At 61.4% G+C, this 18,016-nt stretch carries 26 protein-coding genes and 1 tRNA gene; 16 read left to right on the top strand and 11 right to left on the bottom strand.

Annotated features, from left to right (window positions below; all coding sequences use genetic code 11):
* Positions 1-4 precede the first annotated feature (4 nt).
* From EJ072_RS32540 to ptsP, 3 genes are read left to right on the top strand one after another with little or no spacing between them, the layout of a single operon-like run.
* Positions 5-1,009 carry a PTS glucitol/sorbitol transporter subunit IIB gene (locus tag EJ072_RS32540; protein ID WP_126082914.1) on the top strand — a complete coding sequence of 335 codons (1,005 nt, stop codon included), beginning with the start codon at positions 5-7 and terminating at the stop codon, positions 1,007-1,009.
* 29 nt (positions 1,010-1,038) lie between these two features.
* Positions 1,039-1,419: a PTS glucitol/sorbitol transporter subunit IIA gene (locus EJ072_RS32535; RefSeq protein ID WP_126061115.1), complete on the top strand. Its 381-nt coding sequence runs from the start codon at positions 1,039-1,041 to the stop codon at positions 1,417-1,419.
* Positions 1,420-1,467: 48 nt separating this feature from the next.
* On the top strand, positions 1,468-3,453 hold the full coding sequence (ptsP, locus tag EJ072_RS32530) for a phosphoenolpyruvate--protein phosphotransferase (RefSeq protein ID WP_126082913.1): 1,986 nt from the start codon (positions 1,468-1,470) through the stop codon (positions 3,451-3,453).
* Positions 3,454-3,470: 17 nt separating this feature from the next.
* On the opposite strand, the gene EJ072_RS32525 is transcribed toward ptsP, so the two are convergent.
* Positions 3,471-4,241, bottom strand: a complete 771-nt coding sequence (locus EJ072_RS32525; protein WP_126082912.1) for a hypothetical protein — start codon at positions 4,239-4,241, stop codon at positions 3,471-3,473.
* Between the two features lie 142 nt (positions 4,242-4,383).
* Here EJ072_RS32525 and EJ072_RS32520 point away from each other — a divergent pair, with 142 nt between their 5' ends.
* The 5 genes from EJ072_RS32520 to EJ072_RS32500 all read left to right on the top strand — a co-directional run bounded on the left by EJ072_RS32520 (position 4,384) and on the right by EJ072_RS32500 (position 7,759).
* Complete coding sequence (locus EJ072_RS32520; protein WP_126082911.1) at positions 4,384-5,403, top strand: sugar-binding transcriptional regulator; 1,020 nt, start codon at positions 4,384-4,386, stop codon at positions 5,401-5,403.
* A 318-nt stretch (positions 5,404-5,721) separates the two neighbouring features.
* Positions 5,722-5,798: transfer RNA gene (locus EJ072_RS32515), tRNA-Pro, on the top strand.
* A 114-nt stretch (positions 5,799-5,912) separates the two neighbouring features.
* Positions 5,913-6,533: a hypothetical protein gene (locus tag EJ072_RS32510; protein ID WP_126082910.1), complete on the top strand. Its 621-nt coding sequence runs from the start codon at positions 5,913-5,915 to the stop codon at positions 6,531-6,533.
* Positions 6,534-6,548: 15 nt separating this feature from the next.
* The gene (locus EJ072_RS32505) at positions 6,549-7,076 is read left to right on the top strand and encodes a hypothetical protein (protein WP_126082909.1); all 528 of its coding nucleotides are present in this window, start codon (positions 6,549-6,551) and stop codon (positions 7,074-7,076) included.
* A 164-nt stretch (positions 7,077-7,240) separates the two neighbouring features.
* Positions 7,241-7,759, top strand: coding sequence for a hypothetical protein (locus EJ072_RS32500; RefSeq protein ID WP_126082908.1), 519 nt, complete (start codon positions 7,241-7,243; stop codon positions 7,757-7,759).
* 32 nt (positions 7,760-7,791) lie between these two features.
* On the opposite strand, the gene EJ072_RS32495 is transcribed toward EJ072_RS32500, so the two are convergent.
* Positions 7,792-8,397: a hypothetical protein gene (locus EJ072_RS32495; protein WP_126082907.1), complete on the bottom strand. Its 606-nt coding sequence runs from the start codon at positions 8,395-8,397 to the stop codon at positions 7,792-7,794.
* Positions 8,390-8,551, bottom strand: a complete 162-nt coding sequence (locus tag EJ072_RS36230) for a hypothetical protein (protein WP_189343145.1) — start codon at positions 8,549-8,551, stop codon at positions 8,390-8,392. The genes EJ072_RS32495 and EJ072_RS36230 overlap by 8 nt, the downstream gene beginning before the upstream one ends.
* Positions 8,552-8,989: 438 nt before the next feature.
* On the opposite strand from EJ072_RS36230, the gene EJ072_RS32490 reads away from it, so the two are divergent.
* From EJ072_RS32490 to EJ072_RS32480, 3 genes are read left to right on the top strand one after another with little or no spacing between them, the layout of a single operon-like run.
* On the top strand, positions 8,990-9,505 hold the full coding sequence (locus EJ072_RS32490) for a hypothetical protein (protein WP_126082906.1): 516 nt from the start codon (positions 8,990-8,992) through the stop codon (positions 9,503-9,505).
* A 57-nt stretch (positions 9,506-9,562) separates the two neighbouring features.
* Complete coding sequence (locus EJ072_RS32485; protein WP_126082905.1) at positions 9,563-9,892, top strand: hypothetical protein; 330 nt, start codon at positions 9,563-9,565, stop codon at positions 9,890-9,892.
* Positions 9,893-9,911: 19 nt separating this feature from the next.
* Complete coding sequence (locus EJ072_RS32480; protein WP_126082904.1) at positions 9,912-10,235, top strand: hypothetical protein; 324 nt, start codon at positions 9,912-9,914, stop codon at positions 10,233-10,235.
* On the opposite strand, the gene EJ072_RS32475 is transcribed toward EJ072_RS32480, so the two are convergent.
* Complete coding sequence (locus EJ072_RS32475; RefSeq protein ID WP_126082903.1) at positions 10,225-10,587, bottom strand: hypothetical protein; 363 nt, start codon at positions 10,585-10,587, stop codon at positions 10,225-10,227. The genes EJ072_RS32480 and EJ072_RS32475 overlap by 11 nt on opposite strands.
* Before the next feature lie 143 nt (positions 10,588-10,730).
* Between EJ072_RS32475 and EJ072_RS32470 the strand changes: the two genes are divergently transcribed.
* Positions 10,731-11,279 (top strand): J domain-containing protein, encoded by a 549-nt coding sequence (locus EJ072_RS32470; RefSeq protein WP_126082902.1) that lies wholly within the window; start codon positions 10,731-10,733, stop codon positions 11,277-11,279.
* Positions 11,280-11,310: 31 nt separating this feature from the next.
* On the opposite strand, the gene EJ072_RS37415 is transcribed toward EJ072_RS32470, so the two are convergent.
* The 3 genes from EJ072_RS37415 to EJ072_RS37135 all read right to left on the bottom strand — a co-directional run bounded on the left by EJ072_RS37415 (position 11,311) and on the right by EJ072_RS37135 (position 12,670).
* On the bottom strand, positions 11,311-11,436 hold the full coding sequence (locus EJ072_RS37415) for a hypothetical protein (protein WP_281059290.1): 126 nt from the start codon (positions 11,434-11,436) through the stop codon (positions 11,311-11,313).
* Between the two features lie 540 nt (positions 11,437-11,976).
* Positions 11,977-12,240 (bottom strand): hypothetical protein, encoded by a 264-nt coding sequence (locus tag EJ072_RS32465; protein WP_126082901.1) that lies wholly within the window; start codon positions 12,238-12,240, stop codon positions 11,977-11,979.
* A gap of 43 nt (positions 12,241-12,283) precedes the next feature.
* Positions 12,284-12,670 (bottom strand): hypothetical protein, encoded by a 387-nt coding sequence (locus EJ072_RS37135; RefSeq protein WP_245467068.1) that lies wholly within the window; start codon positions 12,668-12,670, stop codon positions 12,284-12,286.
* Positions 12,671-12,721: 51 nt separating this feature from the next.
* Here EJ072_RS37135 and EJ072_RS32455 point away from each other — a divergent pair, with 51 nt between their 5' ends.
* From EJ072_RS32455 to EJ072_RS32440, 4 genes are all read left to right on the top strand, one after another.
* Positions 12,722-13,057: a hypothetical protein gene (locus EJ072_RS32455; RefSeq protein ID WP_126082900.1), complete on the top strand. Its 336-nt coding sequence runs from the start codon at positions 12,722-12,724 to the stop codon at positions 13,055-13,057.
* A gap of 30 nt (positions 13,058-13,087) precedes the next feature.
* On the top strand, positions 13,088-13,384 hold the full coding sequence (locus tag EJ072_RS32450; protein WP_126082899.1) for a hypothetical protein: 297 nt from the start codon (positions 13,088-13,090) through the stop codon (positions 13,382-13,384).
* Positions 13,385-13,547: 163 nt separating this feature from the next.
* A complete protein-coding gene (locus tag EJ072_RS32445; RefSeq protein ID WP_126082898.1) occupies positions 13,548-13,778 on the top strand; it encodes a hypothetical protein in 231 nt (76 codons plus the stop codon).
* 78 nt (positions 13,779-13,856) lie between these two features.
* On the top strand, positions 13,857-14,048 hold the full coding sequence (locus tag EJ072_RS32440; RefSeq protein WP_126082897.1) for a hypothetical protein: 192 nt from the start codon (positions 13,857-13,859) through the stop codon (positions 14,046-14,048).
* A 516-nt stretch (positions 14,049-14,564) separates the two neighbouring features.
* Here EJ072_RS32440 and EJ072_RS32435 read toward each other — a convergent pair.
* From EJ072_RS32435 to EJ072_RS32420, 4 genes are all read right to left on the bottom strand, one after another.
* Complete coding sequence (locus tag EJ072_RS32435; protein WP_126082896.1) at positions 14,565-15,122, bottom strand: hypothetical protein; 558 nt, start codon at positions 15,120-15,122, stop codon at positions 14,565-14,567.
* 17 nt (positions 15,123-15,139) lie between these two features.
* Positions 15,140-15,337, bottom strand: a complete 198-nt coding sequence (locus EJ072_RS32430) for a hypothetical protein (protein ID WP_126082895.1) — start codon at positions 15,335-15,337, stop codon at positions 15,140-15,142.
* A gap of 71 nt (positions 15,338-15,408) precedes the next feature.
* Entirely contained in the window at positions 15,409-15,756 is a 348-nt protein-coding gene (locus tag EJ072_RS32425; protein WP_126082894.1) for a hypothetical protein, read from the bottom strand.
* A 14-nt stretch (positions 15,757-15,770) separates the two neighbouring features.
* Positions 15,771-18,014, bottom strand: a complete 2,244-nt coding sequence (locus EJ072_RS32420) for a hypothetical protein (protein WP_126082893.1) — start codon at positions 18,012-18,014, stop codon at positions 15,771-15,773.
* Positions 18,015-18,016: the final 2 nt, after the last annotated feature.

The raw sequence follows: 18,016 nt of genomic DNA, 5'->3' as shown, positions 1-18,016 counted from the left end.
CACCATGGCCAAGACATACAAGGCAGTAAAGATATCGAAGGGGTCGACCGGTTGGGGCGGCCCCCTGGTCATCGAGCCGACCGAGCAGCGCAACAAGGTCGTGTCGGTAACCGGTGGCGGCATCCATCCGGTGGCGCAGCTCATTGCCGACATGACCGGCGCCCAGGCTGTCGACGGCTTCAAGTCGCCGCCGATCGAAAGCGAGATGGCGGTCGTCGTCGTCGACTGCGGCGGCACCGCGCGCTGCGGCGTCTACCCGCGCAAGCGTATCCCGACCGTCAATCTGACGCCGGTCGGCCAGGCGGGTCCGCTCGCCCAGTTCATCACGGAAGACATCTACGTTTCGGGCGTGAAGCCGGCCAATGTCGCAATGGCGGACGGATCCGAAGCGGTCACCACTGCGGGGGGAGCAGCATCGATGAGTTCAAGCAACAACACCACAGCCAGGGCGGCCGAGCCGCTGCCGAGCGAAGGCGGGCTTATCGGCCTGATCAGCTCGATCGGCCGCGTCATGGGCCGCGTGGTCGGCATCTTCTTCAACTCCGGCCGCCGCACCATCGATCAGGTCGTCCGCAACGTGCTGCCCTTCATGGCTTTCGTGACCATGCTGATCGGCCTGATCCTCTATACCGGCATCGGCGATGTGCTGGCGCAGCCGATGGGTCCGCTGGCCAACAACATCGTCGGCCTGCTGGTCATCTCGGCCATCTGCGGCCTGCCGTTCCTGTCGCCCATCCTGGGACCGGGCGCGGTCATCGCCCAGGTCATCGGCGTCGCCATCATCGGCCCGCAGATCGCCAACGGCACCATCTCGCCCGCAATGGCGCTGCCGGCGCTGTTTGCCTACAACACCCAGGTGGGCTGCGACTTCGTTCCTGTCGGTCTGGCGCTCGGTGAGGCCAAGCCGAAGACGATCGAAATCGGCGTGCCGGCGGTGCTCATCAGCCGCCAGATCATGGGCCCGGTCTCCGTGCTGATCGCATGGGTCGTGTCCCTGATCGTGTTCTAAAATAGCAGTAATAAAACGAGGTTCGCCAAATGTCGGTTCTTCTCAAGACACGGGTCACGGCAATTGGACCCGAAGTGGCGGACCTCGCCGAAGGCGGCGTGCTCATCCTGTTCGCGGATGGCTCGCCTCCCGAACTGGCCGAGGTCTCCGTGCTGCACAAGACGGAAGAAGGCCCGAGCGACGATGCGCCGGCAACAGGCGCCTCCATCACGCTCGGGCCGGTCTCGGCGACGATAACGGCGGTCGGCTCCACGGCCTGGAGCAAGGTCCGCGAGATGGGTCATGTCGTGATCTCTTTCAACGGAGCATCCGAGGCCGAAAGGCCGGGTGAGGTTTGCGCGTCCGAGGTCGATACCGGAGCGCTCGTGGCCGCCCTTACACCGGGCGCTGTCATCACCATCGCCGCCTGATAATATCCGCGCTGTCTGTCGATAAGCGCCCAAACCTAGAGAATTGCCATGGAACGCTCGACCATCGTCAGAGTGCACGAAGGTTTGCACGCCCGTCCCGCCACGCGGTTCGTAAAACTCGCCAAGGGTTTTGAATCCGATGTCGAGCTGATCAAGGACGGCAAGGCGGTCAGCGCCAAGAGCTCGGTCAAGCTGATGCTGCTGGCGGTCAAGGAAAACCAGGAAGTCACCGTGCGCGCCAACGGCGCCGACGCCATCGAGGCGATCGAGGCGCTGATCGGCTATCTGGAGAATCCGCGCGCCGGTCTCGACGACGAGAGCGAAGCGGGTGAGGGCGGCTCTGAAACCGCAGCCGTCGCACCTGCGTCGGAGCCCGTAGCACCGGCTGCAGCGTCGGCGGATGGAACGCCGAAACTGCAGGGCGTAGCCGCCAGTGAGGGCGTGGCGATCGGGCCGGCCTTCGCCCATTTCCCGCCGGAGATCGAGGGGCCGGGCAGGCACCTGCAGGCCGGCGAGATCGAAAGCGAGCTGGAGCGCTTCCGCGGCGCCGTCGCCAGCGTCCAGGCGCGCATGGACCGCACGCTTGCCGAGAACAATCTCGCCGCCGGCGACCGCGGCATCGTCGCGGCTTTGCGCGACATCGCCGCCGACGACAGCCTGACCGGCGAGGTCGAAAGACTGATCAAGGGCGGTGACGATGCGGTCTCCGCGGTCATCGCGGCCGCGGCCACCATCGCCGCCGATTTCAGCGCGGTCGACGACCATTATCTCAATGCCCGGGCCGACGACGTCCATGCCGTCGGCGGGCAGATCTGCCTGGTGCTGCTCGGCCAGGACGAGGTCAGCCTGGAGACCATCCCTCAAGGCGCGATCCTGATTGCCGACGACATCGGTGCCTGGGATCTGGCGCGCGCGCCGCTGAAGCGCATCGGCGGCGTGGTCTGCGGCCATGGCGGCGCCACCTCGCACATCGCCATCATCGCCCGCTCGCACGGCGTTCCGGCCGTGCTGGGTCTGGGAGACAAGATCAACGAGTTGCGTGCGGCCAAGGAGGTCGCCATCGACGGCAATGCCGGGCATGTCATCGTCGATCCGGATGGGGCGACGCGCTCCGATTTCAACAAGCGCGTTGAAGCCGCGGCGCAGGAGCGCGCCGGGCTGAAAGTGTTCAAGAGCGTGACGCCGACCCGCGCGGATGGCACGGTGATCGAGGTCGCGGCCAATATCGGCTCGCTGGAAGAGATCGAGGCGGCGCAGGAAGCCGGCGCCATGGGCGTCGGCCTGTTCCGCACCGAGCTGCTCTTCATGCGCCACATGCACCTGCCTTCGGAAGACATGCAGGCCGAGACCTACAGCGCGCTGGCCAGGGCGTTCGCGCCGCATTCGGTCATCGTACGCACGCTCGACATCGGCGGCGACAAGCCGATCGCCGGCATCGAATTCCCCGACGAGGAGAACCCCTTCCTCGGCTGGCGCGGCATCCGCATGTGCCTGGATCGTCCCGACATCTTCAAGAGGCAGTTGCGGGCACTGCTCAGGGCCGCGGTTCACGGCAACATCAAGGTGATGCTGCCGATGGTCTCGGAAATCGCCGAGGTGACGCGGACCCGCGCGCTGGTCGATGAATGCGCGACCGAGTTGAAGGCCGAAGGCGTGCCGCATGCAAGCTTCGACCTCGGCGTGATGATCGAGACGCCAGCCGCCGTGCTGATCGCGTCGGCGCTGGCGAAGGAAGTGGCGTTCTTCTCGATCGGCACCAACGACCTCACCCAGTACATCATGGCCGCCGACCGCCTCAACCCGACGGTCGCCAAGCTTAACGACGTCACCAATCCGGCGGTGATGTCGGCGATCGAGCTGACGGCCAAGGCGGGTGTCGCCGCCGGCATCATGGTGGGCATGTGCGGCGAGGCCGCCGGCCGTCCGGACCTGATCCCGGCCTTCATCGGGATGGGCCTGACCGAGCTCAGCATGAGCCCGGCCTCGATCCAGCGCGCCAAGAAGACCATCGCGGCGATGGCGCCCGAAAGATAGCGGATTCCTCGCGGCGGTTACGTCAGATGCGCGAGCAGAGTGGCGAGAACCGGTGTCAGTTCCTGGACGGCATTGGCCTGAGCGCAAGCCTGCCGGATGCGATCCTCCCGCACTTCGGCCGCCAGCACCGCGATCTCGAGAATGTCGGGCTCCGGCGTGCAGCCGTCCGCCTTGGTCGCCAGTCCGCAGGCAAGCACGACAGGCGCCAGACATCTTATGTCGAGCGACCGGTCGGCCGTGGCCGCCTCGCCAGGCTGAACCGGACGGTGGTTGAGGCATTCGACCAGCAGAGCCGCGCAGGCCGCAGCGACCTGGTCGGTGGAGACCGCATCCGCCGTCGCTCCAGCCAGAAGATCGGCATGGCGCTTGCGCATCGCGGCGTGCACGGCGGAAAAACTCGCCTCGTGTACGCGGGGATTGTCGACGCCGTGACCGGCCAGAACCGCGCGGGTCAGATAATACATGTCGCGCCTGAATTGACGTTCGCCGCCGATCTGCCGGTCTTCATCGCCGTCCGGGAAATAGGAGCGCAGGCTTTTCACGGTCGTTCCGTCGACCTTGAGCGGCCGGGAATGGGGAACGAAGGATTCGGCGATCGTCAGCGCGTCGTCGACAGCGCTCGCGGCGTGGCCGAGCAGGCTGCGGCCCGGAAAGGGAGGCAAATTCCCGACTATATCATGAGACGTCTCGCCGGCGCTGTCGTGCCGGCTCTGGCGAATGGCGTCGCGCAGTTCCCGAAGCCGGTCCTTCAGGTTGGCGCGGACGTCCTCGGAGATTTGTCGCAGCATCGCCAATTGCCTCGAAATGCTGAAGTCGCCAACGGCTCGGGGGCGCCAGTCGCCCCTCTCTAGATTGTTCGTGTCGATTGGTAGATCAATAGACGATATTTAACCAGTACGCAGAATCGGCGACGGCATCGCGGAGGGGACCTTGGGCAGGCGACGGCAGGGCGAAGCTGAAAACGGCAAGGCGACAGCGGAGGCGGCCGACCAGGTCGTCAATGAAAACCGGACCGACCGGCTCAGGATCCGCGCCGCCTGGATGTATTTCGTCGAGCAGATGACACAGAACGAGATCGCCGACGTGCTCGGCGTCGGCCGGGTCACCATCGTGCGCATGCTGGCGGAAGCGAGGGCGCGCAACGAGGTCAAGATCACCATCGAGAGCGAGCTTCTGGAAATCGTGCGCCTGGAGCGCGCGCTGGAAAAGACCTTCGGCCTGCGGCAGGCGCTGGTGGCGCCGCTCTCCGACCCCAACGCCGATCCGATCCCGGCGATCGCCGCCAAGACCGGCATGTTCCTGTCCGACGCCATGAAATCCGGCATGCGGGTCGGCGTCGGCTGGGGCGTGACGCTGTTCCACACCTTGCCTTTCATCAGCGCCAAGTCGCTGACCGACTTCAGCGTGATCTCGCTGCTCGGCGGCGTCGGCGTCGCGCGCCGGGTCAACCCGGCCGAGTTCGCCTGGCGCTTCGCGCAGATTTTTCAGGGCGACGGCTATTTGATGCCGACGCCGGCCGTCGTCGACAGCGTCGAGACCAAGATCGCGCTGGTCGAGCGCTGCGGCCTGCAGGAAATCTTCGAGATGGCCGATGCGCTCGATGCTGTGCTGCTCAGCGTCGGCGGCATCGCGTCGGCCACCACCTTCTCGCGCGGCGGCTTTCTCAAGGAAGCGGACCGGGAGGCCCTGCTTGCGCGTGGCGCCGTCGGCGACCTTCTGTTCCATTTCTACGACCGCAAGGGCGACCTGGTCGACCATCCCGTCAACAGCCATGTGATGTCGGTGGATGTCGATCGGCTGCGCAAGGCTCCGATCCGAATCCTGACCTCCGGCGGCGAAGAGAAGACCGAGGCGCTGCTCGGTGCCATGAACCTGGTCGCGCCGACCGTGCTCATCACCGACGAGGAAAGCGCGCGCCGCATGCTGGCCGCGCATGGCGCGTCGAGGTAGTTGCCGCAAATTTCAATTGATGCAATATTGCTTGCAATATCACTTCTGCAACTCGATATAGTCGCATGAGGCTGGTTCTCGACACAGCACGCCGGCAAGGGTAAGCCGCCTGTCAAAGGTGACGAATTGGCAAAGTAGCCGAATTTCGGCTGGCTTGGAGTGAGCACGGCTTGCCTCGCGTTATACGCTGCTGTGCTTCGCTGCCGTAATCGCTCGAAAAAATAGAATAACGTGGAAAACAGATGGAAGGCCCGGCGTGATTTTGTCCTATTGGCCTCTTGCTTCTGAACCTTTGAGACTATAGGGCTTTGCGCGGTCCGGAGTGTAGCGCAGCCCGGTAGCGCACTTGACTGGGGGTCAAGGGGTCGTCGGTTCGAATCCGGCCACTCCGACCATCTATAAAAACAAGGACTTACCCCCAAAAGTCCGATCTCTGAATATCTTCTTAAAATCGTTCTGGGTAACGTTCTGGGTAACGAAAGCCCGCCCCATCGGCAGATGGCCACACGATGATGAAGCCACCAATTTACGAGCAGTATGGCCAACCCGATCGGTTGCAGGAGATGCAAGGCATATCGCCGGAAATAGGCGCAAAGATCGCGGCGATCGTAACCTTCGGTTCGGCAATCGAGTATCACATCGAACGCTACATCTGGCACGCGCTCAAGATTCCCTACAAAGGCGTCCGGCCCAAAACGGATCTAATGAAGATCACCGATATGATCGGGATGCTCGAGCGGCACGCGGCGACGTTGACGCCGGTCAATGAGCGTCGCTTCCTAGAGACCTGGTGCAAAGCCGCTCGTCTTGCCTTTGAGGTAAGAAACGACATCGTTCACGGCCTGCCGGCGAAGGCAGGCAATACGGTCATCTTCAATAGAAATCCCCAATGGCATGGCGAACTGCGCAGGAAAGATTTCTCGGACTTTTGGGCTGAGGATTATGCCCTTGATCGCATGCGGGCATTCATGGCTGTTATCGCGCGCATCATCATCGAACTCCAAGTCGGTCGCTTCAAGCTGTCCGAGATCTCGTCGCAAGACGCAGCCCCCAAGGCTATCCGCGAAGTGATGGAAACGCTCGAAGAGCTTGCAGATCGTTTTTACAATCCAACGTTCGAGAAATATTGAGAAGGCAGCGTTCCGATGCCAGCTTCAGAAGCAGTTTGGACGAGCAAAGACATTATCCTTGCGATCATCGCGACGGGCTTGATTTCAGCCTTGGCCGGCTGGATTGCCGATTTTGTAAAAGAACGTTGGTCTGAAAGGCGGTCGGCGCGATACGGCGCCATGCGGTGCGCCGTCGCTTTTGAGCATTATGCCGCCGATTGCTGGAACAATGCCAATATGAGCGAGGGGCATTTTCAAATGGTCGAGGAGGCCTACTCAACATCTCTTCCACCGGCACCTGTCATTCCGGATGACATCGACTGGCGCACTTTGGACACGACGTTGTCGGATGAGGTCATGTCCTTCATCACGTCCAGCAAGATCGCGGAATCAGAAGCTGCCTACGCGCGCACTTATGAGGGCAACCCCTTCGATTTTGACGATTCTACGAGAATGCTAGGGCGTCGAGCGCTGGAAATCGCGTCCAAGCTCCGTGCAAGATATGGAATGCAACTAAGTCCCGAGCATGAAAAGATGGCTAAGCGTCTAAAAGGCAGTAGCTAACAGATTGAGAGGCCGGCCGCCTGAGCAGCCGGCCAAATCATTCACGGTGATTAGTTTCACCCCGCGCGCGATCAACGATAGAAGTGGCCGTCGGAAAGCGGCCGGGCGGTTGCGCACAAGTCTCGCTTCTGCAAGTATCACGGCGCTCTTTAAGGGGGATTGAAATGAAAATAGTCACGCGAGTTGAAGAAAAAATCCTGGCATCGTGTGAGCCAGGTGAATTGGTCCGCTTTGGGGTCGGCGGCCAAAGCCGTTTAGCGATAGTTCTCACAACAGTCGATTTTGGTGAAAGACTGATTCTGCTGCTCAAGGCAGAGGACCCAGAGATGGATTTCCATTTGTGGCAAACAGATCCCCATTTCAAGTGCGTTAGCTATGGCTTGACTTGGGTTGTAGAGCTTATCGACGATGAGAATTCTTGGCCAGGCAATGATCTAGACGAAGACAAGTTGGGAACAATTCACCAGATCTCCAACGATAGCGCTGCTATTACGATCAAGGGGATCAAGCCGCCGGTGCTGTTGGCTCTGGATTTGCAAAAAATTGCGGCCGCTAACGGTCAGCGCCGCGATGGAATCCTCTTTCGGAAATGGCGCATTTGGAAGACCGCTGAGGACGCGAGCAAGCCGAAGGCGCGGCCGATCTTCTCCTACGGTTTGGACGAGAAAGGCCCGGCCGCATAGCAGCCGGGCCAAATACGTCAGCGTGTCGGTTTTCAGAGGCCGCTGTAGCTGTCGTCCTCTCGCTCGTCCTCGTCGTCCGGGTCTTCCTCGCCATCAAGGACGTGCCAATCGTTCTCGGTCTCGACCATGCTTAGGCGCTGGTCGATATGATTCGTCCAGCCCAGGGACGGCTCATCTTCTTCTCCGTTGCCGAAGCAGGCCAGATCGCCCGTCAATGAGCCTGCCTCTCGCCACCCAAGATTATGCTCATGGTCGCCGCCTTCCTCGGCGTCCTCGCACCAGTGCGCACCCTTTCCGCCGCCGACGGCCCAAGAGGTATCCTTCTCGTCGCCGTTGGGCTCATAGTCACTGTCGTCGGCTTCGCGGTCATCGTACGCGCTGCCGCGGCCGTCGAGGAACATGTTGCTGCTGGCCTCAGGCCCGCGCCCCGTCCAACCGAGACTTGGCTCATCGTCGGCGCTGTCCTCAAGGTCGGGGTCCGGCGACAGATCGTCGAGCATGTCGATAAGCGCCTCGATCGACAGGGACAGCGCCTTCCGGCTGGTGCGGTCGATCTGGAGGGTGAGCACTTCCCCAACTGTTGCTCGTGCCGCGGCGACATAGGCCTGGGCCTTCTTGGTGAGTTGGAGGTCATCCATGGCCGCGGTCCTCCTCAATGTTGTCCATGGCATTGCTGCCGAGGTCGAGGAGCGCATTGGAGGCTCGGAGGAGCGCGTAGGCCAGGGAAGCGCGTGCAAGGCGCGTGCGGAGCGCTGCTGAGGCCAGCAGAAGCCCTATTGTGATGGTGGTCATGGTCGTTGCTCACGGTTCGAACCGGCTTCTGACAGCCGGCGGCAAAAGGGGAATACTTCCCGATTTGCCTATCTCGGCGGGCGTCGCCGAAGCCGGGGGGTCAGAAACTGCCGTGAGACAGCTCGATGTGCTTTTAGGCTTTCGCCCTGGACATGGCGCATCGACCCCGGCCGTGCTATGACGACGAGGACGGTGCGCTCGCCAAAGCGTCACCAATGGCACACAAAGAGCCCGCCAAGGCTCCGTGCGCCTCAGCAGACACCTACGACGCCAATCGAGGTTTCCTGCTTATCACGGTCCGGGTTCTGACACCCACGGACAGCATGCCCTTATTCGGTTAACAGTTCAATTCCCCTCTCTAGGGGAAGCGCTTGCGCAGTTGCGGAGCTTGCAGCAACCTCGCCGTGCGGAAACTAACCGCGGGGGATGATCTCGCATATGACCGACGATCCTAAATTCTTCATCAGCAATTGGCCCGAAGCTGACCGCTTGCGCTACGAGCGGCACGCCCAGGAGATTTTTCGGCAGATGGGCGAACTGAGAGCCGCAAGCCAGCGGAACCATGTTGATTACGGTCGATGGCTGATCGCCAGTCTCTTGGCCGTGCATGGCGGCTCGATCTACGCGATCAGCGGCCTCTGGAACGGGAACCATAAACTTTCCCCGGCTGCGATGCCGGACCTGATGGCTGGCGTGGGGTGGAACCTGTTCGGAATCGGTTTCATTCTCGTAGCTGCATTCTTGGCGTGGTTAAACTTCCAATTCGCTGAGCAATCGTATTTCCGTTGGTCGGATCCTGCGATGTTGTACCGATCGGATCGGTGGCCGAAGCCCGAGGAGAGAACCGATCCAATAACGGCGACGCTCTTCCTTGCTGCTGTATTCGGATTGATGTCGTTCGGCAGTTTCATCGCCGGCGCCATGGCCGTGTATAGGGCACTCGTGCCGGGCTGATGCTTGCGTGCGCGTCGCAGTTGCGCGATGCTGCCCTTGGGGAAGTGGAGGGCAACTATGAAACGAGCATTGCTCACTGCAGCGATAGTGCTTACGGCAAGCGCAGCTTATGCGGAGACGCAAGAGGAGTGCGAGGCGAAGTGGCTGGCCGCCGAAAAGGCTGGCATTGTCTTTGGCGTTGGCATGGTCGGCAGCACACCGACTGCCGCTGTAGATGAGGAGACATTCCTCAACGCTGATTTTGCGACCAAGACCGGATTTGCCGTGACGCTGGACTGCGCGGTCGCTGGCCCCGGCAAGCATCTTGGCGAAATCGAGTTCATCAGCAATCGGACACACAAGCGCCTTGCGAGGTGGACACCCTTTAAAGGGCTGGTGGTCGATTAGTAGCTCGGAGCAAAATACGGTGCGCAAAGGAACTGCCTTCGTACTTGCCAGCGCATTTGTGTGCGTCGTTTTGCCGGCGAGAGCTGAGACCGTGACGGAAAGTTGCAACGCAATAGGCGGTCTCGCCCGCAGCGTCATGACCAAGCGTCAAAGCGGTGCGGATATGTCGGAAATAATGACCGCCGTTGAATCGATCGACCAAAAAGACTTCATACCCATCGCGAGATCGATCGTGATCGCTGCCTATGGAATCCCGCGGTGGAACGGCGAGGAGTTGAAGCAGCAGGCGATTTCCGACTTCGCCAACGACGTCCAGGTGAGATGTTATCAGGCTAGGCAGTAGTGCTGCTCTGGCGCTTCCCTGTGGCCCGAATTTGCGCAAGCATCCGTGCCTCGGCAGCAATGCGCACCCGGTCGAGCGCTTCCTGCTGTGCTCGCTCTCGCTCGAGCCTGAACTTGTCGGGCAGCGGTTGCCAGTCGGCCGGCTTGAGCTTCATGCACCACTTCTCGCCGCGGAAGCCCCACAAGGCGATGCCGACGAGCTCGGAGCCATCGAACCATGCGCTTGAGTTCAGCTTCGGGAAATGCAAGCACCGGGCCGCCCACCACACTTTCTCAATGTCATGATCGCCGGTGCCTTTGGCCCATGGGGTCCAACCGCGGCCGGGCCGTTCGGTAAGGTCTTGATCGCGCATGCCGCGGATGTTGCATAAGTCGCGGCTTATCGGCAAGGCAGCCGGTTAACCTATTCGGTGGAACGCAGCGCACCCCAACTTGCTTGTGCCGTCAACTTGCGCGATTCTGATCCGTGGGGGTGGTGGCTTGGGGAAGCACCACGATGACATTTGTTGATTACTACGAGCTGCTGGAGATCAGCCCGAGGGCGACGCCAGAAACGATCGAGCGTATCTTCCGCTACTTCGCTAAACGCTACCACCCGGACAATCGGGAGACTGGCGACGAACGGCGCTTTAGCGACCTTGTCGAGGCGCACAACACGCTCAAAGATCCTGCCACCCGCGCCCAGTACGACATCCATTACCGAGAGTACCTAGGCCATCAGCGTGAGACGGCTCAGGAAGCCAGCGACCCACGAGTGGTCGAGAAGGACATGATTGTTCAGGACAGGGTGCTCTCTTTGCTTTGCATGAAGCGCCGGCAAGACGTCAACAATCCGGGTATCGGCGACGAAGAGCTCGAACGTCTGTCGGGCTGTCCGCGCGAGCACCTCGAATTCCACCTGTGGTACCTAAAGGCAAAGGGTTTCATAGGAAGGACCGAGAACGGGACGTTCGCCATCACAGTGCAAGGCATTGATCGCGCCTACTCGGAACGGCAGGAATCTAGGCCGGTCGCTACAAGACTGCTGGAAAGCACGGCCAGCTAACATTCAACTGGTCGCGGTTTATCGGCAAGCGTCATGCTCGCAAGCGCCGTTCGGCGCGACGGAAGAGAATGCCGATCTCGGCTTCGGTCAGTGTGATCTGATAGCGCTGTTTCGATTGCTTCGAGTAGATGTCGTCAGCAATAATCGAGACGGTCACATCGCCGTTCTCATCGATCTGAACATCGTCGATCTGGAGTGGCGCCGAGTATATGCATTTCGGTGATCCTGGCTTTCGCCCAGGCTGAGTAGACAATCGCATGTGAAGAGTATCCCCTTGCCAGCAATTCGGCTGTTGCAAAATTAATGCCAGCAATTCGGTCCCCAGATGAGACGGGCTGTGGCTACTCCCTCGTCGTCCTTATGGATATGTGCCTTCTATTTGGGCAGAGGCGTATATTTGCGCGAGCCGAAGTCCCCCCGGTTAGGCCCGGCGCTCACTGGCCTACCCCGTCAGCGTGCCGGGCCGCTTCCGACCTCCGTCGCCGACTGCGGATGTACCAGCGGCGACGGAGGAGGCCCTTGGGCCTAAGGGCAAGGCGTCCAGCCATTCCGCTGCTCCGGCTCCTGGCCCTTCGGCGTCGCGCCATCTTACCTCTTTTGACTAGGAACTGGCCTAATCCAGTTGGCCGTGAACAAAATCCATTAGCAATTGCTGATGGTTTGAACGTGCGGTGAACGGAAAGAGGCCTCGCCTTTTTTAACGCCTCTTGTCTGGCGTCAGCGCGTGGTTGGTGAACTGCAGGTTCCGATCATCGCGGCCGGCGCCGCGGCACTCGCTGCAATAAATGATCTTGAGCAGATCCCAATGCAGGCAGGGCTGATCCGGCCCGAACCGCCGCACCAGCTCCGCGACATCAAGGACTGCACGACGCTGACAGCCGAAGCAGTGAACGGACAAGCCCGTGCCGGCGGCCAGCTTGTCTCCCAGAGTGCTTTCTGAAAACGGATATTCCTTACCCATGGCGATCCTCGTGCTGAAAAGGGTCGCCGCACCGATGTGGGATTTATTCCTGACACCTGCCGGCTTCAAGCTCCTTCAGGAAATAAGCTTCATTGAGGAGCGTTTCCCAATCCGTGCCGAAGCGCTCAATCAGATCGCGAGCCTGTGCGTCCGTGAGATTCGCTTCTCGTGAGAGTCGGCCGGCCAGCAGGTCAAATTCGGTGAGATCGGCCGCGGGCGAACTGCCATCGCGGTGCTGCATCGCCGCCGCGATCACTTCGAAGACGCTGCCGACTTCCTCGTATATCTCGCTGACCTCGATGCCCTCACGGCCCGCAGCTTCCATCGCTTGGTCAGTCAGATCGCTTATCGCGGCAGGGTCATCCGTCAGCACTTTGGGCAGATGCTCTGCCATCCAACGGTCGAGGAAATTGGCGCCGCGCGTGCTCATCTCCGCATAAGCGAGAGGAAAACATTAGGTTCCGCTGATAGGGCCGACCGCTTGCTGTTTGATCCGACGTCTGTCGATCGCAACCTGGAGGCGGATGGCCGCGAGCAGAATGCTTACGGGAATAGGGTCTGTTACGGCTATTGGTCTCTGCATGCCGCCATAACAAATGTTAATGGACGTTGTTCCCGTCGAGCGCTCGGCATGGTTAAGAGCAATCTTGAAAGAGCCCGCCTGCCATGGGTGCCAGTCGGGCTCTTTATCGGCGTGTGGGCCTTGGAACGCGGAAAAGGCACCCCACCCGACGCGACGCGCCTGGATAGCAGCCTGGCGCGCCAACTGATCAATCAACCTGACATTCAGGCCGATGTTCCATTAGCAACCGCTTGACGAAGCCGGTTGCAGCGCCAGAGTCATGCCATGGCGAAGGGCAGCCTCAAAGTCGGCGATGAGGTCGTGATCACCGCGACGGTGCGCAAGCGCGTCACCGAGGACCGGGTGAGCGTGCTGATCCCGTCATATCATCAGCCCCATTCGATTGTGGACTCCACACCAAACGTCAGCAGCGGGCAGAAGATTGAGCTTACGGGGGAAGTCACCAGGGTAGATGGGGACAGCGTGACCGTCGGCGGCAAGGATCTCGGTATTACGGTCAAGCGTAGTGCTGTGCGGCTCGTCATCAGCCATGTAGCACCGAAGCGGAAGACATCCACGTGACAAAAAGCCCGTCGCCAATGCACAAGCGACGGGCCGTAATTAGGGGACTACAAGGTGAGCGGCCCGGAGGGGAGATGAACCGCTCATCGTCCAAACTCGCCGACTTCAAAACAGTTCCAGGTTGCTGGCGGAACATTTTAGCTAAAAGGAATGTTTGTTCGTCATGGAGACGATCGACATCACCGAGTGCCGCGCCGCGCTGCGCATGATCCGCGCAACGATCGAGGAGCATTGCCCGCCTGGCGTGCTGTTGAGCGAGGACCAGGTGAATGGGCAGTATGGTCCGACGCTGCTCGACGAGGCCGAGGCGTTGTCTGCCGCCATCGTGGCTACTGTCAAACGTTTGAGCTTCGACCCCCAAGAGATGCCACCGGCGCCGAGCATCAAGGGATAGCCCGGTCAAGCCAAGCGGCAAGCCGGAACAAGGCTTGGCGCTCATCGTTGGATCGGTGACCGAATCGGGGCGCTAAGCATGAAAACCTATCTGGTTGAAGAGATGGCCGGCGACACGCCCGTCTCCCACCACACTGTGATCGCCAACACGCCGTGGGAAGCAGCGACGATCGGAACCAGGAAGGAGGTCAAGGGCCGGACCGATGAACGGCTATGGGTTCGTGTCACGGAGGAGAGCAGCCGGACAGTGTATAAGTACGCGTTCAAATAGGCCTGTGGAAAGTAACCTCTCATTCACCATATCGGGGCATCCTAATTGAAGGCGCAAACATCGCGCCTAATCTAACATAGCGTCAATTGAGACGCGCCCCCGCCCAAACTGGCGGCCGACGCTTTCATGTATCCGGGACCCCAACCCCAAGTATGCGTCGGCCGCTTGCGGGGCTGATCGCGGGGGCGAACATGCACTGCCTCGCCGGCACGCCTGTCGCCATGCGTTCAGCTATGCGCTCAAGCCAGCGATTCTCTGCCGCTTTTACGCACGTTAATGCGGCGACAAAAAAGCCCGCTGGCCGAAGCCAGCGGGTGAAGTGGGGGGTTCGGCCCGGCACGTGGGCCAAGAACGTGATCTTGCGCTCACAGCCGTCCAGGCGCGCCTACAAATGTTAAGAGCTCGCAGGCTGCGCATAAGTCGCGACTTATCGGCAAGGGGCGCTGATCAAGGTGGCGCCGGCTCAGGCAACGTTCTACGTTGCCGGTCAATGAGCCGGGACGCTGTGCGAAAGCGCTAGCGCCCAAGAACCCAGGCAGATCCCGCCGTCAGGTTGCCGCCGGCCGTGTTGACAATGCGCAACGCGTTGATCGGCGATGTCGACTGGACGAACATGGCCGCCACACCCGCCGCGAAATTGTGGATTGGCTTGACGACGCCGTTCAGGCCCGCCTGCGGTATCCATACGTATCCGGATCGAGCGCTTGTCAGATTGCCGGTGTTGAAGCCGGCTGCCGCAATCGAATTCGTCTCGGCGCCAGTGGCGCCAATGGTAACATAATCGCCGCTGGTGCTTCTGAACGTCGATCCATTGTCGGTGCTGACCTGCAGGACGAGCGTACCGGAGGCGGATGTCGTGATACCCCTGACGACCGCCATCAACTCGTTGTAGCCAGCAAGGCCGGTGAAATCGACGTTGCCAACGTTTGTGCTGAAGGCCCAGCTTGCGGCCACCTTCCAGGCCGGCAACGCCCCCACAGTCGTCTGGCGCGAATTCCCCGCTTGGATGACGTGAAGCAATTCCGCGCCCGTGAGCGTGCTCGCCGCCGTGAGACTGCCGATTTCCTTGCCCATGCGGGAGGTCCTTTCGGTTATGCGTACTCGGCCCCAGAGGCGAGCAACGCGTTTGTGATTGGGTCGATGGCTTCATTGCCCGAGCGCTGATCGCCCGACACGTTCTCGGTGTCCGTGCCCGTGCCGCTCTGCTGATCGCCCGAAAGCCGGATGGTGCAGACGTAGGCGCCCTTACGCCATGTGCTGCGATCGTTGAACAAAAGGGGTGGGAGCATCTGGGAATCCCTTCAGTGAAACAGGAGCGCGCCACAGACGGCGAGCGATGCGATGAAGGCGAGGACGGGCATCATGCGGCATCGTCCGGCTTGCCGCCCGGCACGACGGTCAACAGAGGCCCGTTGCTCGGCCGGATGGTGACGCCGATCGTGCCGGCGAACAGCGGTTTGAGGCGTAGCGTCACCTCCTCAAGAAGGTCAGGCATGATCTGCTGCCGGCCGTCACCGCGCTTGCCGGCGTCAGACATGGCGCAGATGACGAAACCCGCCAGATGAGCCATGGCGGCATGCGCCGGGTCGCACCCTGGCGACGCCAGCTGCTCCCGTGTGATTTCGCTGACGAAGCCTGATGCCACATGTTGCGCCCAGTCGTTGTTTTCAGCTTCGAAGGGGCCAAGTGTCGGATTGGGGAAGGTCATGTCATCGCCTCCTCTCAGGCCTTCGTTAGCGATTGACCGACGGACCAGCGCGCAAGCTTATCGACTGCCGAATCCTCGGCGATCGCTCTCAACACCTGCTGCATTGTCGGGCCGTACTGCAGATCGACGTGCACAAGCTTGCCGGAAAGGCCGCCAGCCGTTGCCGGCGCAAGCTTCATGCTGGCGAAGCCGCCGCCGGCAAAGCTCTGGACCGACATCGATCGATTGATGCTGTCCACGAACCCGCCGAGATTGAATCCGCGCATGCCACGGAGCGCGCTCATAAGCTGCTCCCGCGGGATCGCCATTGCGTTGAGCGCACGGAAGAAGGGCCGGCCGTAATAGGAGACTGCAGGCGTTTGTGTGATCGCCTCCCCATCGGAAAGCCATGCCGGGATCTTGTCGCCCTTGGGGCCGCCAGGACCGCGCGCGAAGCCGCCGCCGGCAAAGCCTTGCGTCGATCCGCCGCCGCCACTGTCGCCGCCGCCGAGGCCGACGAGTTGCTTCGCGGCCGAGATAGCGCTCTGAATTTTCGAAATGATGCTGTCGACCAGGGACGAGATGCGGGCGAGGACGCTTCGCACGGTTTCGACGACACTGTCGAAGATTGAGGTAATGCGCTGAGGCAAGGTGCCGAACCAGCCGGCAATCCGGTCGACGATCTGCTGGGCGATCGCGCCGAGCTTGTCGACGAGGCCGTTCCAGGCCGAGACGATGGAATCGACGATGCCGTTGAAGGCATCCACAGCGGCTTGCTGCCCCTCGCCGAATGCAGCGACGATGCTCTCCCACAGGCCCGTGGCGCCGTCGACGATGGCTTGCCAGGCGCCAGCCGCGCCGCTGGTGATGAACTCCCATGCAGCGGCTGCGCCGGCTTTGATATCCTCCCAGAAGACGCCGATCGCCACGCCGGCCGCTACAGCTGCGGCAGCGATGGCCAAGGGGATGCCACCCACAAGTCCGACCAGGAAGCCGATCCCTGTCACGACGGCCGCGATTGTCGACCCGAGCAGCGTGAAGGCGCCGACGACGGATAGGACCGCGGCGCCGAGGGCGAGCTCACCGGCGGTGATGTCGGTACCGAAGATCTTGTTGATCTGATCGGCAACGAACTGTGCGCCTGCGCGAAGAGCCTTGAAGGCCGGCAGGATGAGGCCGTTAAAGACGCCAGCGACGTCGGACCCGAACTGTATGATCGCCGCCGACCAGTCTTTGATCCACGGGTTCTTGATGTTGTCGGTGTTGCCGCTCAGGAGGTGCAGAAGGTCGCCGACGACGGAGAGCACTTTCCGATTGATTGTGTCCGCGAAGTCGACCAGCGTCTGCCGGTTCTGATTGATGATGTCGGCGAAGCCCTGAGCGAGGGCCGTGATGCCAGGCGCGAACAGCAGGCCAAGCTGCAGGCGCGTGCCGGCCACCGCCTTCTTCACGCTGTCGAGACTGTCGCCGAGCGCGTCACCAACGTCGGCCTGTTGCTGGGTCAGCACGATTCCGAGCTGCGCAGCCTGTGCGCTGAGGTCGAGGATACCGGCCTTTGCCTGGTCGAGGAAAGGCAGCAACTCGGCGCCGCTCTTGCCGAACAATTCTACTGCCAGCGCTGCCTTGCGGGCGGACGGCGGCATTCGGGCAAACGCGTCGGCCACGTCTAGCAGGATGGCTTCATTTGACCTCAGCTTGCCGCTGGCGTCGAAGATCTTCACGCCAAGCTGATCGAACACGCTGGCGGTCTGCTTGGTGCTGGTGGCCGCCTTTGTGGCAGCAGCGCCGAACCTGGTGACGTGCACGCCGGCAACGTCCACAGCATCACCTGCTTTCGTCGTGCCCTTGGCCGCCTCAGTGATCGCCTTGTTCAGCTTTGTCATGCCGCCGATAAATTGCTCGGTGCTGACGTTGGCCATGTTGGCCGCAAACTCGAGCTTGGTGTATGCCTCGACCTGAAGACCGGTTTTCTCAGCGTTCTTGCCGGCCTGGTCGGCAGCGTCGCCAGAGGTTTTGGCGAGCGCGAAGATAGCAGCCCCCGTGGTCGTCGCCGCTGCCGCGAGGCCAGCGCCAACCAGGGCCAGGTTCTTACCGAGCGTGGCCAAATCCGAGCGCACCTTCCCAAGACTGGCGGAGAACTTTGCGAAATCGGCCTTGTTCGCCGCAGCCTGGATGGCTTTGAAGGCTTCCTCGCCCTGCTTCCCGAGAGCGAGCAACTGCGCCTTGATGGTATCACCGCCGTCCAGCGCGATGCGTTGCGTGATCGTGTTCTTAGCCACGG

Source organism: Mesorhizobium sp. M2A.F.Ca.ET.046.03.2.1 (genome assembly GCF_003952425.1).
Lineage (GTDB): Bacteria > Pseudomonadota > Alphaproteobacteria > Rhizobiales > Rhizobiaceae > Mesorhizobium.
This window is presented reverse-complemented; position numbering and strand designations above follow the sequence as displayed.

Excerpts from the sequence above, each read along its gene's own strand:
- EJ072_RS32540 (WP_126082914.1), top strand. The coding sequence starts at position 5 with ATGGCCAAGACATACAAGGCAGTAAAGATATCGAAGGGGTCGACCGGT.
- EJ072_RS32535 (WP_126061115.1), top strand. The coding sequence starts at position 1,039 with ATGTCGGTTCTTCTCAAGACACGGGTCACGGCAATTGGACCCGAAGTG.
- ptsP (WP_126082913.1), top strand. The coding sequence starts at position 1,468 with ATGGAACGCTCGACCATCGTCAGAGTGCACGAAGGTTTGCACGCCCGT.
- EJ072_RS32525 (WP_126082912.1), bottom strand. The coding sequence starts at position 4,241 with ATGCTGCGACAAATCTCCGAGGACGTCCGCGCCAACCTGAAGGACCGG.
- EJ072_RS32510 (WP_126082910.1), top strand. The coding sequence starts at position 5,913 with ATGATGAAGCCACCAATTTACGAGCAGTATGGCCAACCCGATCGGTTG.
- EJ072_RS32505 (WP_126082909.1), top strand. The coding sequence starts at position 6,549 with ATGCCAGCTTCAGAAGCAGTTTGGACGAGCAAAGACATTATCCTTGCG.
- EJ072_RS32500 (WP_126082908.1), top strand. The coding sequence starts at position 7,241 with ATGAAAATAGTCACGCGAGTTGAAGAAAAAATCCTGGCATCGTGTGAG.
- EJ072_RS32495 (WP_126082907.1), bottom strand. The coding sequence starts at position 8,397 with ATGGATGACCTCCAACTCACCAAGAAGGCCCAGGCCTATGTCGCCGCG.
- EJ072_RS36230 (WP_189343145.1), bottom strand. The coding sequence starts at position 8,551 with ATGACCACCATCACAATAGGGCTTCTGCTGGCCTCAGCAGCGCTCCGC.
- EJ072_RS32490 (WP_126082906.1), top strand. The coding sequence starts at position 8,990 with ATGACCGACGATCCTAAATTCTTCATCAGCAATTGGCCCGAAGCTGAC.
- EJ072_RS32485 (WP_126082905.1), top strand. The coding sequence starts at position 9,563 with ATGAAACGAGCATTGCTCACTGCAGCGATAGTGCTTACGGCAAGCGCA.
- EJ072_RS32475 (WP_126082903.1), bottom strand. The coding sequence starts at position 10,587 with ATGCGCGATCAAGACCTTACCGAACGGCCCGGCCGCGGTTGGACCCCA.
- EJ072_RS32470 (WP_126082902.1), top strand. The coding sequence starts at position 10,731 with ATGACATTTGTTGATTACTACGAGCTGCTGGAGATCAGCCCGAGGGCG.
- EJ072_RS32465 (WP_126082901.1), bottom strand. The coding sequence starts at position 12,240 with ATGGGTAAGGAATATCCGTTTTCAGAAAGCACTCTGGGAGACAAGCTG.
- EJ072_RS37135 (WP_245467068.1), bottom strand. The coding sequence starts at position 12,670 with ATGAGCACGCGCGGCGCCAATTTCCTCGACCGTTGGATGGCAGAGCAT.
- EJ072_RS32450 (WP_126082899.1), top strand. The coding sequence starts at position 13,088 with ATGGCGAAGGGCAGCCTCAAAGTCGGCGATGAGGTCGTGATCACCGCG.
- EJ072_RS32445 (WP_126082898.1), top strand. The coding sequence starts at position 13,548 with ATGGAGACGATCGACATCACCGAGTGCCGCGCCGCGCTGCGCATGATC.
- EJ072_RS32440 (WP_126082897.1), top strand. The coding sequence starts at position 13,857 with ATGAAAACCTATCTGGTTGAAGAGATGGCCGGCGACACGCCCGTCTCC.
- EJ072_RS32435 (WP_126082896.1), bottom strand. The coding sequence starts at position 15,122 with ATGGGCAAGGAAATCGGCAGTCTCACGGCGGCGAGCACGCTCACGGGC.
- EJ072_RS32430 (WP_126082895.1), bottom strand. The coding sequence starts at position 15,337 with ATGCTCCCACCCCTTTTGTTCAACGATCGCAGCACATGGCGTAAGGGC.
- EJ072_RS32425 (WP_126082894.1), bottom strand. The coding sequence starts at position 15,756 with ATGACCTTCCCCAATCCGACACTTGGCCCCTTCGAAGCTGAAAACAAC.